Origin of the sequence: Streptacidiphilus neutrinimicus, from assembly GCF_000787815.1 — a bacterium.
Lineage (GTDB): Bacteria > Actinomycetota > Actinomycetes > Streptomycetales > Streptomycetaceae > Streptacidiphilus > Streptacidiphilus neutrinimicus.
The window spans coordinates 881-12,150 of record NZ_BBPO01000131.1 but is presented as its reverse complement, the minus strand read 5'-3'; the positions used below and the strand labels follow the sequence as shown (position 1 = coordinate 12,150).

11 protein-coding genes are annotated in these 11,270 nt (G+C 70.1%); 10 read left to right on the top strand and 1 reads right to left on the bottom strand.

Features of this window, described 5'->3' with window-relative positions:
* Positions 1 to 31: 31 nt before the first annotated feature.
* The 6 genes from TR48_RS44045 (at position 32) to TR48_RS36940 (ending at position 4,054) form a co-directional block, all read left to right on the top strand.
* On the top strand, positions 32 to 205 hold the full coding sequence (locus tag TR48_RS44045) for a hypothetical protein (RefSeq protein ID WP_161789982.1): 174 nt from the start codon (positions 32 to 34) through the stop codon (positions 203 to 205).
* Positions 206 to 275: 70 nt separating this feature from the next.
* Complete coding sequence (locus tag TR48_RS36960) at positions 276 to 1,295, top strand: radical SAM protein (RefSeq protein WP_052443358.1); 1,020 nt, start codon at positions 276 to 278, stop codon at positions 1,293 to 1,295.
* Positions 1,292 to 2,110: an SAM-dependent methyltransferase gene (locus TR48_RS36955; protein WP_084730070.1), complete on the top strand. Its 819-nt coding sequence runs from the start codon at positions 1,292 to 1,294 to the stop codon at positions 2,108 to 2,110. The genes TR48_RS36960 and TR48_RS36955 overlap by 4 nt, the downstream gene beginning before the upstream one ends.
* Positions 2,107 to 2,640, top strand: a complete 534-nt coding sequence (locus TR48_RS36950; RefSeq protein WP_042375027.1) for a GNAT family N-acetyltransferase — start codon at positions 2,107 to 2,109, stop codon at positions 2,638 to 2,640. Before TR48_RS36955 ends, TR48_RS36950 begins: the two co-directional genes overlap by 4 nt.
* 26 nt (positions 2,641 to 2,666) lie before the next feature.
* On the top strand, positions 2,667 to 2,879 hold the full coding sequence (locus TR48_RS36945) for a ferredoxin (RefSeq protein WP_042375025.1): 213 nt from the start codon (positions 2,667 to 2,669) through the stop codon (positions 2,877 to 2,879).
* Positions 2,876 to 4,054: a cytochrome P450 gene (locus TR48_RS36940; RefSeq protein WP_052443356.1), complete on the top strand. Its 1,179-nt coding sequence runs from the start codon at positions 2,876 to 2,878 to the stop codon at positions 4,052 to 4,054. The genes TR48_RS36945 and TR48_RS36940 overlap by 4 nt, the downstream gene beginning before the upstream one ends.
* A 16-nt stretch (positions 4,055 to 4,070) precedes the next feature.
* On the opposite strand, the gene TR48_RS44040 is transcribed toward TR48_RS36940, so the two are convergent.
* Positions 4,071 to 5,621, bottom strand: a complete 1,551-nt coding sequence (locus TR48_RS44040; RefSeq protein ID WP_236652501.1) for an MFS transporter — start codon at positions 5,619 to 5,621, stop codon at positions 4,071 to 4,073.
* Here TR48_RS44040 and TR48_RS44035 point away from each other — a divergent pair.
* The 4 genes from TR48_RS44035 (at position 5,508) to TR48_RS36915 (ending at position 11,137) form a co-directional block, all read left to right on the top strand.
* On the top strand, positions 5,508 to 6,308 hold the full coding sequence (locus TR48_RS44035) for a phosphotransferase (RefSeq protein ID WP_042375022.1): 801 nt from the start codon (positions 5,508 to 5,510) through the stop codon (positions 6,306 to 6,308). The two genes, TR48_RS44040 and TR48_RS44035, sit on opposite strands and share 114 nt — an antisense overlap.
* A 295-nt stretch (positions 6,309 to 6,603) precedes the next feature.
* On the top strand, positions 6,604 to 7,707 hold the full coding sequence (locus tag TR48_RS36925) for a hypothetical protein (protein WP_152628393.1): 1,104 nt from the start codon (positions 6,604 to 6,606) through the stop codon (positions 7,705 to 7,707).
* Between the two features lie 89 nt (positions 7,708 to 7,796).
* On the top strand, positions 7,797 to 9,383 hold the full coding sequence (locus TR48_RS36920; protein ID WP_439654529.1) for an FMN-binding glutamate synthase family protein: 1,587 nt from the start codon (positions 7,797 to 7,799) through the stop codon (positions 9,381 to 9,383).
* Positions 9,384 to 9,409: 26 nt separating this feature from the next.
* Positions 9,410 to 11,137, top strand: a complete 1,728-nt coding sequence (locus tag TR48_RS36915; RefSeq protein ID WP_042375020.1) for a thiamine pyrophosphate-dependent enzyme — start codon at positions 9,410 to 9,412, stop codon at positions 11,135 to 11,137.
* The last annotated feature ends 133 nt before the right edge of the window (positions 11,138 to 11,270 follow it).

Here is an 11,270-nt window from a genome sequence, read left to right as displayed (position 1 = left end):
CTAAGCACTGGCACCGGAAGGAGGTGAATCCATGCGGGATGAAGAGCAGGACACGCTGGCCGGCATCAAGGAGCAGCTGAAGCGGCGGGGACTGGAGAAGTCCGTCGTCCATGAGATCGAACCGTCTCTGCGGACCGGATCCCAGGTCGCGTTCAGCCCGTCGCTGGTCGACGAGATCGTCGGCGACCCGAAGGAGCAGCAGTAGCAGCGGGAGAGCCGGGTGCGGCACCGTTCCCAGGTGCCGCACCCGGGCCCTGAGACAAGGGAGGCTCGATGTGACGAAGCCCGGCATGGTCCTTGACACGCCGATCGTGGTCGGCACACAGGTCACCAACACCTGTGACCTCCAGCACTGCAAGCAGTGCTACACGGACTGCTCGGCCACCCCGCCGGCCGAGGACATGACGTTCGACGAGTGGACGAACCTGATCGACTACCTCGCCGAGCACGGCGTGATCCACCTCTACTTCGAAGGGGGCGATCCGCTCCTTCGCCCCGACTTCCTGGATATCCTGCGGTACGCCCAGAGCCGGTTCCTGCTCTGGTTCCGCACCCATGCGACGACCGTCACCCCCGCGCTGGCGCAGGAGATCGCGGCCATCGGCCTCGGCCGCGTGGTCGTGGACTTCTTCGGAACCAGCGCGGAGATGCACGACTACCTCACGGGGGTTCCCGGCTCCTACGAGAAGACCATGAGGGGAGCCGAACTGCTGCGGGAGGCCGGAGTCACCGTCATACCGGCGGCCATCGTCAACCGGCTGAACCTGCCTCATCTGCAACGGTACGTGGAACTCGGGCAGCGCCTCGGCGCGGAGGAAGTCGGCTTGCTGCGGCTGTACCCCATCGGCGCGGCGAAGCGGAACTGGGCCGAGTTGGCGCCGGACCCGCGGGAGGTGACCGCGGCCATCGCCGCCCTGGACGTGCCCGAGGGCCTGCGGATGATGAACGGCTTCCACCCCTACGACGCGAACTGCTGCTGGGTCAACGCCCACATCACCTCCACCGGCGACAGCATCGGGTGCCCCTATCTGCGGGGCATGGTGAACTACGGCAACGTGCGCGAGACCCCGTTCCTCGAGACCTGGCAGGACCCTCTCTACCGCCAACTGCGGACCCAGGAGATCGAGGACGACTGCCCGGAGTGCACCACCAACCGGATGCGCAGCCCGGGAGGCTGCCGCTCCAGTGCCTTCACCTTCACGGGGCGCTGGGACGCCACAGACCCGTTCTGCCCCGAGATGGGCAACGGCGTGGACGTCACGCTCCTGCCCGCGACGATCCCGGTGCGCCGATGAGAGGCACCCGCCTTTCCCAGTCCCCCGGGGGCGGAGTGACGGAGCTCCCGCCGGCCGTGCTCACCGTGGTGGGGACCGGCATGAAGCTCGTCTCGCAGCTGACGGCCGAGGCCCGTGAAGCCATCCGTGACGCCGATGTGTTGCTGCACGCCACCCAGACGCCGGGGATGGGGGAGTGGCTCGCGCGGATGAACGCCCGTTCCGTCGACCTGACGCAGTACTACGAGCCGGGCCGGGACCGATGGGTGACCTACCGGATGATGGTCGACCGGGCCCTGGCGGAGCTCGACGGCGGCCGTCGTGTCTGCGCCGCGTTCTACGGTCATGCCGGTGTCTACGTGACGCCGTCGCACGACCTGATCCGGCGGGCCCGTTCGGCCGGGTACGTCAGTGAGATGCTGCCGGGCATCTCGGCGGAGGACTGCCTGTTCGCCGACCTTGGAGTGGACCCGGGACGACACGGCTGGCAGAGCTACGACGCGACTCCGTTCCTCGTGTACCGTCCTGATTTCGACACGTCGGCAGGGCTGGTCCTGTGGCAGCTCGACGCGCTCGGGCACCGTGACTACCAGCCGCGGCACGAGCGGTCGAACTACGAGATCCTCAGCCGGGTGCTCGGCGAACGGTACGGCGCCGACCATGTGGTGACGGGCTATCACGCGGCCCAGTACCCCGGCGTGGAACCGTTGATCGCAGAGATCGAGATCGCCGATCTGGCTGCCCACGAGGGCATGTCGACTCTCTACGTCCCGCCGAACATGCAACGCCCGGCCGACCGGGACATGCTCAGAGAACTGGGGCTGATCGAATCATGACAGACCACCGTCGCGGCCCCTCCGGTTCCACCTGGCGTCAGGTGGAACCGGAGGACGGTCCCGCACTGCAGCGGTTGTACGAACGGGACTCCGCCTTCTTCGAGGAGACGTTCGGCCACCCCGTGGGCACGGAGGCCGTGAGCGCCTTCCACTCGGCGCCCGACGGCACGGATCCGTCCGGCAAGCTGATGCTGGGAGCGTTCGACCCCGCGGGTGAGATGCGCGCGTTCGTGGACCTGTGGCCGCGCTGGCCGGAACCCGAGACCTGGACCGTGGCCAGCCTCTTCGTCGCTCCGGAGGACCGCGGCAGCGGACTGGCCGAGGAACTGTGGAGCCGGGTGGAGCACGGCGTCCGCGCCGGGGGCGGCACCCGGGTGCGCGTCTCGCCCGCGTCCGAGCAGAAGCGCGCGGTCGCGTACTTCCGCCGGTGCGGGCTCAGCGAGTCGGCTACGGCCGTGCGTCATCTCGGCCTGCGCGACCTGGAACTGCTGATCATGATCAAGGAGCTCGCCCCGACGCCGCACGGGTGAGGGCCGGCCGTCTTTGAGGAGTCACCATGCGGATCCGGGTCAATCGCACAGCGTGCCTCGGCGCGGGACAGTGCGTGTTGGCGGCACCGCTCGTTTTCGCCCAGCGCGACACCGACGCCACGATCGTCCTCCTCGACGCCCAACCGCCGCCGGCGCTCCACGAGGCGGTCGCGACGGCGGCCGACGTCTGCCCCAACGCGGTCATCGAGGTACTGGACGGCGAGGGGCCGAGAGAATGACACCCCCGGACCCATTCCAGCCCTTCTGGGCAGCGACGAGGGCGGACACCGGGCCGCTGGACGCCGGGCCGCCGCGGCGGGTCGTCGCAGAGGACGGAACGCCCGCGTGGCTTTTCACGACCTTCGAGGACGTGCGGGCGATCCTGTCCGACAGCCGCCTCAGTGCGGATCCCGCGCTCCCCGGCTATCCGTGCGGCCCCGGGCACCGGGGGGCAAGCACGAGCGGATCACTGATTCGGTTGGACGGACCTTGCCACAGGAAGGCCCGCGGAAGGCTCGCCGGCGAGTTCTCGCTGACGCGCATCGCTGAACAGGAGCACCGCATCGTCGCCGTGGCCGACCTCTGCGTCGACGCGCTTCTGGCATCCGGCAAGGGAGCAGACTTCTGTGAGCTGGTGGGAAAGCCGGCGGCCGCGGGGGTCGCCGCGCAGATGCTGGGGATACCGCAGGAGCACCGAGCGCGATTCGCCGAGGACATCAGGCACCTGCACGACCCGGCGTTTCCCGCCGAGTACAGACCACAGGCGGAGGCGCTCCTGGTCGCACAGCTTGCCGAGCTCTTCTCGGACAGACGCTCCCGGCCCACCGACGACCTGATCGGCCGTCTGGCGAGCCTGGCGCGGACACGTGAGGAGGCGAGACAGCTCGTCCTGGATGTGCGGCTCATCCTCGCTGCCAGTGTGCAGACCGTGTCGAGCATGATCAGCCTGACGGCCCTGAGCATGATGCGATGCGATCGGGCGGGTCGGGAGTCACTGCGTGATCCGGTCAGGCTCGCCGCGCTGGTCGAGGAGTCGCTGCGCTACTGGAGCGTGGTGCAGACGGGGCCGCGGCGCGTCGCCACCGACAGGGTCACCGTCGGCGGCGTGACGCTCCAAGCCGCCGACGGCGTGATCGTCTCGCTTCCCGCGGCCAACCGGGACCGCGCGGCATTCGTGCGGGACAGGGAAACGATGGACCTGGAGGCGGCCGTTCCCGGGTACCGGCATCTGGCCTTCGGATTCGGGCCGCACCAGTGCCTGGGCCAGAACCTCGCCCGGGCCGTGCTGCGCGATGTCCTGACTACCGTGTTCGCCCGGATCCCGGGTCTGCGGCCGGTTGACGACTGGCGCTCGCTCAGGTTCGCCGCTGACGCTGTCATCTACGGCGTGGACCGGCTCCCGGTCACCTGGTGACCTCATGACCGAGCGTTCAGGAAGACTCCGCCGGGTCGTCCTCCTCACTCGCGCGGAACGCCCCGGCGGCCATGGCGGCGCACACCGCCAGGCCGAGGAGGAGCAGCAACATGCCGGCACTCGCGCCGACGACCCGAGGATTCGCCTGAGTGAGGATCACCCCGGCGGCGAGCATGCCGGAGATCTGGCTGAGGCTGGAGACCGTGGTCGTCAGTCCGAAGATGCGCCCGAGCGCCTCCTGAGGTGCGGATCGCATGATGACCGTCGACTCCGCCGTGTTGCCGAGCCCGGCCGCTGTCGTGGCGAGCGCCATACAGGCAGCAGCCCACCACAGGCTCGGCGCGAGCGCGCTGAGCAGGTAGAGCGCCCCCTCGGCCACGAACGAAACGGCTGCGATCCAGGGCGCTCGAGGCTGTGCCCACGACGCGACCCTCATGGCGATGAGGCCGCCCACCAGGTATCCCGTCCCCAGGGCGCCGTACAGCACGCCGATGCCGACGGCCGTGCCGTCAGGAAACGTGCGGGAGGAGTAGGCCGGGATCAGCACGCTCAGCGCGCCGCCCGCGAGCGGCCAGGTGGCGAAGAGCACCAGCACGAGTCGGAGCGGGGAGGACCTCCGCACGATCGGCAGGACGTCCCGCAGGCGGGTGCCGATCCGTCGCCCGTGCTCGCGGGTCGGCCGCGGGATGCCGAGAGTGGCGATGATCAGTCCGGAGGCAAGAAAGGAGGCGGAGTTGAACACGAACGCGAAACCGGTCCCCAGCGTGGCGACCACCGCGCCGCCCGCCAGCGAACCGACCGCCATCACGAGACCGGTGGTGCTCTGGTCCAGCGCGTTCACCCCAGTGATGTTCTCGTCCTGGACGATCGTGGGGATCGCCGCCGAACGGGCCGGTGTGAACAGCGCCGAGAGCGTCTCCAGGACGGCGATGGCCACGTACAGCAGCCACGGACGGTGTCCGCCGAGCGTGCCCAGGAGCAGGAGCGCGACAGCGCAGCGGCCGAAGTCGGCCGTCAGGAGGACGGCCTTGCGTGAACACCTGTCTGCCACCATGGCGCCCAGAGGGCCGAACACCACCTGCATGGCGATGCGCAGAACCAGGCTCGCGGCCACCGCCACGGTCGACCCGGTGCTCAGGATGATCGTGCTGACCACCGCGACCCGGTTGAACTGGTCCCCGAACCCGCTGATGAACGACGCCGCAAGGAGGCGCCTGAAGGCGCTCTCCGCCCGAAGCCGCCTCGCACGTCGCCTGCCGTGCGCAGCCGCGGCACGTGGCTCGGACGGCTGGTGCTGGGTCAACGGGCGCCCCTCCCGGCTCGTGTACCGTCCCGGTGCGCCCGAGGACGGCGCTTGCGGGCACAGCTCGTCCCCTACCCGTGAACCCTTGCCGCAAGCCGGCGTGCAACCAGGAGCCGTAGTGTTCGATCTTCCCTGACCGGAGGCCCCCGCATGAACGGACGCGCCGAAGAAGTGCTGGCCGGCGGCGCCGAGAACCGCGGAGCGGTGGTGCGGGTGGGGGACACCGTGAGGCGTCCGCAGAAACCGTTCTCCTTCGCCGTGCACCTCCTGCTGCAGCACCTTGAGGCGGTCGGTTTCGAGGGGGCCCCCAGGTTCCTCGGCATCGACGACGCAGGCAGGGAGGTCCTCGACTACATCCCCGGCGAGACGGTGACGGCAACCGTTCCGGCCTGGGCGCGGAGAGCGCGGACCGCCGACAGCGTGGCGCGTCTCCTTCGGGACTACCACCGAGCCGTGTCCTCGTTCCGTTGGCCGTCCGCGACGCCATGGGACTCCTCCGTGGAACCGCCATGGGCCGGGGGAGGACTGCTGTGCCACAACGACCCGGTGCGGTCGAACATCGTGTGCCGCGGCGGCCTCGCCGTGGCACTCATCGATTTCGACCGAGCTGCGCCGGCGCTGCCGGAGTGGGAGATCGCCTGTGCGGTCCGGCAGTGGATACCCCTGCGTGGGGAGGAGGACGAGCACGACCCTGAAAGCGCCGGTCAGCGCACGGCTGCGAGGATCCGGCGATTTTGTGATGTGTACGGGCTCGAAGGCGGGAGCCGGCTGCGCGTTCTGGACGCGATCCGCGATTCGGAGGCTGCCAGCCGAGTGATGCTGGAGAGACGGGCAGCCGAGGGCCATCCCGCGTACGTGCGCTTCCTGCGGGAAGGCGCAGCCGACCGCATCGAAGCCAGACGGCTCTGGCTGGACCGCCATGCCGAAGCCCTGCGCGACGCGATGGTTTGAGATGCGATGGTGCGAAAGGACGAGCGTGCCACAGGACCAAGAACCGCACTCCGGCTTCGCCTCCGTGGATCAGCCGAAAGGGCGTCCCGGTCGTGTCGTCCCCGCAGACATGTCGCTCTCCTGTCCGCCTCCGCCCGGCACACCGGTCCTCGAGCTGCCGACCGGAGAGCCTCAGCCGGGTCCGCTCCCGTTCTTCCGTGCCTGGCTCCGCCTGGCGCATTCGCTCGCACCGAACCACACCACCAGCGCTCCCTGCCTGGGGCCGTGGAGCCTGCGCTGGGAGGACGGAGACCTGGTGGCGGCGGTGCTGCCCGGCACCGCTCACCTGGCGTCGCCGTGGGCGTTTCCCTTCAACGAACCCGCAGCACCGGGCCCGGCCAACGACCTGTACGTGCTGGGAGTCGTGCTGTTCCGTGTGTTCAGCGGACGCTGGCCCGCGAGTCGGGCGGACGCGCTGGCGGCCAGCGGCCTGCTCGGTGGCGAGTGGCCGCTGGGCGGCGACGTGGCTGTCCGCCTCTGCCTGGACGATGCCGCGGATCAGGGCGCCGTCGACGCCGCGGAACTCGTGGAGTGCGTCTCACCCTTTCTCGCCGCCCCCACTGACGGTCTGCCGGCGACGGACCTGATGGTCGCCGAGGAGAGCGTCACCGGATGGCAGAAGGCCAAGGGGCGGCCCGGTGGCGACAACGAGGACGCCGTCGCCTGGAATCGCAACGCCTCAGGAACCGTGGGAATCGTGCTGGACGGAGTGACCGGTGACGGGTCGGGTGGCGGCCGTTGGGCCGCTGCCGGGATTCGCGACGCCGCGGCGCGAGCATGGTCGAGCGAGGTTGCGCTCCCGGGCGACGTCCTGCTCGTCGCGGACCGGCAACTGGGCGCACCTCCAGCCGAACTGCCCCACGGCGGTGCCGCAGTCGGAGCGGCTGTACTGGTGGACGACACGTTCTGGGTGACGCTCGCCTCCGTCGGAGACTGCCCGGTCTGCCTGTGCAGGTCTACTGCCCACGGGTACCGGGTCGGCCGTGTCGTCCCCGAGGACTCGGTGGTCGCGGAGCGCATGCGAGCGGGTGAGCCGGTCGACGAGTCGGAGATCGGTGTGGTCACCGCCGCCATGGGTGCCGGCTCCGAGATCGCGCCCCATCGTCGCGAGCTGCCCATGCTGCCCGGCGACTACCTGGTTCTCGCCACCGACGGGGCGGCAAAGAGCGCGGCCGAACCAGGGACCGAGCACACGGACGGCTGGCGATTCGCTGCCGCCCTCGAGCAGATGCTGCAGGACTGCCCCCTGCCCGCGCTGTTGGCAGCGAGACTGTGCTTTCGGGCCGAGGAACTCGGCGGCACGGACAACGCCACTGCGCTGGTCCTCCACCGCAGGACTGCCGAGCAGCCGGGATCGTGAGCCTTCGGCCAGGGGCCCCGCGGTGCCTGGTTGCACCGAGCCGCTCGGCAGGACGCTTGGGCGCCGCCGTCCCGGGTTAGACGGGGGCTGTGCTGAGATTTCTGTGGATTGCGTGGTTGGGGTGTGGAGCGGTCGCTGCGACGGCGGCGGCTCTCGTGGTGTCACCGTGGTGGTGGTTCGGCGCGGTTCCGCTGCTGGCCCTGCTGCTCGTGGCGGTGGCGGACGTGGTGCAGCGCAGGCATGCGGTGCTGCGCAACTACCCGGTCCTCGGGCACCTGCGCTTCGCCCTGGAGGGTATCCGTCCCGAGGTGCAGCAGTACTTCGTCGAACGCAACGTGGACGGCCGGCCGTTCGACCGCGACACCCGCAGCATCGTCTACGAGCGGGCCAAAGGAACCGACGCGGAAGAGCCGTTCGGCACGGAGCTCGACCTGTACGAGAGCGGCCGGGAGTTCCTGGTGCCGTCGATGGCCCCCGTCGCCGTGCCCACCGAGGCGCCCAGGGTGCGTGTCGGCGGACCGGACTGCACCCAGCCGTACGAGATGGCGCTGCTCAACGTGTCCGCGATGAGCTTCGGCTCGCTGTCGGCCAACGCGGTCCTGGCCCTGAACTCCGGAGCCGCACAAGGCGGGTTCGCGCACGACACCGGCGAGGGCGGGCTGTCGGAGTACCACCTGCGCCCCGGCGGGGACCTGGTGTGGGAGATCGGCACCGGTTACTTCGGCTGCCGCACCAAGGACGGGGACTTCGACCCCGGCCAGTTCGCGGAGAAGGCGGCCCGACCGCAGGTCAAGTGCGTGTCCCTCAAGCTCAGTCAAGGCGCCAAGCCGGGGATCGGCGGTGTGCTGCCGGGGCCCAAGGTGAACGCGGAGATCGCGAGGGTGCGGGGCGTCCCCGAAGGGCGCACGGTCATCTCCCCGCCCTATCACCGGGTCTTCTCCACCCCGCGCGAGCTGGTCCGCTTCGTGGGCCGGATGCGTGAGCTGGCCGGCGGCAAGCCGACCGGGTTCAAGCTGTGCGTCGGCTCGCGCCGCCAGTTCCTCGCCGTCTGCAAGGCCATGCTGGAAGAGGGCGTGACACCGGACTTCATCATCGTCGACGGAGCCGAGGGAGGCACCGGCGCGGCCCCGCTGGAGTTCGCCGACCACCTCGGCATGCCGCTCACCGAGGGCCTGATGACCGTGCACAACGCCCTGGTTGGGACCGGGTTGCGCGACCGCGTCCGGATCGGCGCCAGCGGCAAGGTGGCCACCGGCAGCGACCTGGTGAAGCGGCTGATCCAGGGCGCGGACTTCACCAACGCGGCGCGGGCGATGATGTTCGCCGTCGGCTGCATCCAGGCCCAGCGCTGCCACACCAACACCTGCCCGGTCGGCGTGGCCACCCAGGACCCGCGCCGGGCCCGCGCTCTGCACGTGGGGGACAAGTCGCAGCGGGTGCGGCGCTACCAGGAGGCGACCGTCAAGAGCGCCCTGCAGATCATGGCGGCGATGGGAGTGCGCGAACCCTCGCAGTTGGGGCCGCAACTGCTCCACCGCAGGGTCGATCCGCACACCATCCGCACCTATGCGGAGATCTACCCCTGGCTGGAGCCAGGCCAGCTGGTCCACGACGACGCGCCCGCGTCCTGGGCGCGCGACTGGCACGACGCCGACCCCGACGAGTTCACCGTCTGATATCGATCCTCACAAGGGAGCCCCACGTGGCACGTACTGTCGCCCGAGTCGTCACCGACGCCTTGCTTGAGCTGGGCGTACGCCATGTCTTCGGCGTCGTAGGAGACGCGTTGAACCCGCTGACCGATGCCATCCGCACCACCGAGGGCCTGGAGTGGGTCGGCTGCCGCCACGAGGAGGCCGCGGCCTTCGCCGCCGGCGCCCAGTCGCAGCTGTCCGGGACCCTGGGGGTGTGCATGGGCACCGTCGGCCCCGGGTCCGTGCACCTGCTCAACGGCCTGTACGACGCAGCCAAGAGCCGCACCCCGGTCCTGGCCATCGCGGGCCAGGTCCCCTCGGCCGAGATGGGCGGCGACTACTTCCAGGAGGTGGACAACGACCTGCTCTTCCGTGATGTCGCCGTCTACCGCGCCACGGTGACCTCCGCGGACCAGATGCCGCGGATGCTGGAGACCGCGGTCCGCGCCGCCGTCGGCGAACGCGGCGTGGCGGTCCTCACCATTCCCGGCGACCTGGGCGATCGCGAGCTCATCGACGATCGCCCCGCCCGCTTCCCGCACCCGCGCCCGGTCACCCGCCCCGACGATGCGGACGTCCGCAAGGCCGCCGAGCTCATCAACGGCGCGGAACGGGCCACCCTCCTGGTCGGGCGCGGCGCGCGGGACGCCCGCGAGGAGGTGCTGGAGCTGGCCGAGCGCCTGTCCGCGCCGATGGTCCTCACCCTGAAGGCCAAGGAGGGCTTCGAAGAGGACAACCCGTATCAGGTCGGCCAGACCGGCCTGATCGGCAACCCGGCAGCGGTCCATGCCCTGGACAGCTGCGACACGCTGATCCTGCTCGGGACGGACTTTCCCTACCGCGACTGGTACCCGACCGGGTGCAAGGTCGTCCAGATCGATCTCGAAGAGCGCAACCTCGGCCGGCGGGTGCCGGCCGACGCGGGGCTCATCGGCGACACCGCGGCCACGTTGCGCTCACTGATTCCCCATCTGCAGCGCGTCTCGGACCGGTCACACCTGGAGACCGCCCGCGAGCGTTTCGAGGAGTGGCGGTCGGGTCAGGAGCGCCTGGCGGACCCCAAGCACGACCGCCGCTTGTTCGGTCGCCTGCGCGGCGCCCTGGACAACCGTGACCATGACGTCCGGCCCGAAGCCCTGGCCGCCGCGGTCGACGCCTGCGCCGACGACGACGCGATCTTCACCTCCGACACCGGCATGGCGACGGTATGGCTCTCCCGCTTCGTGACCATGCGCGGACGGCGCAGGCTCCTCGGGTCGTACAACCTCGGCTCCATGGCCAACGCCATGCCGCAGGCCATCGGCGCGCAGCTGTGGGACCGAGACCGACAGGTCGTGGCGTTCTGCGGGGACGGCGGTCTGAGCATGCTGCTGGGCGACTTGATGACCATCAAGACCTGTCGTCTGCCGGTGAAGCTGGTGGTGTTCGACAACCGGCGGCTGGGCATGGTCAAGCTCGAACAGGAACAGGCTGGACTGCCCGAGTTCGGGACGGAGCTCGACAACCCGGACTTCGCAGCGGTCGCCGGCGCTCTCGGCCTGACGGGGATCCGCGTCACCGATCCCTCCACGCTCCAGGAGAGTGTCCGGCAGGCTTTCGACACCCCCGGACCGGTGCTCCTCGACGTCCTGACCAACCCCCAGGAACTGGCGGTCCCCGGAAAGCCGACCGTGCAGCAGGGGTGGGGTTTCGCGATCGCGAAGGTCAAGGAGACTCTCCGGAGCCACGACAGCTGATTCGACCACGGCACTCTGCGCGTCGCGGACGCGAGAAAGGCACGGATGGAAAAGACTGCGGACGTGAGCAGAGAAGAGGAGCGGCCTTCCGCGCGGGGCCGTGGCCATGAAGGGGAGCCCCATCGGCAGGGGG

What these genes read in the sequence shown, in the direction of transcription:
- TR48_RS44045 (WP_161789982.1), top strand. Translation starts at nt 32, where the DNA reads ATGCGGGATGAAGAGCAGGACACGCTGGCCGGCATCAAGGAGCAGCTG.
- TR48_RS36955 (WP_084730070.1), top strand. Translation starts at nt 1,292, where the DNA reads ATGAGAGGCACCCGCCTTTCCCAGTCCCCCGGGGGCGGAGTGACGGAG.
- TR48_RS36950 (WP_042375027.1), top strand. Translation starts at nt 2,107, where the DNA reads ATGACAGACCACCGTCGCGGCCCCTCCGGTTCCACCTGGCGTCAGGTG.
- TR48_RS36945 (WP_042375025.1), top strand. Translation starts at nt 2,667, where the DNA reads ATGCGGATCCGGGTCAATCGCACAGCGTGCCTCGGCGCGGGACAGTGC.
- TR48_RS36940 (WP_052443356.1), top strand. Translation starts at nt 2,876, where the DNA reads ATGACACCCCCGGACCCATTCCAGCCCTTCTGGGCAGCGACGAGGGCG.
- TR48_RS44035 (WP_042375022.1), top strand. Translation starts at nt 5,508, where the DNA reads ATGAACGGACGCGCCGAAGAAGTGCTGGCCGGCGGCGCCGAGAACCGC.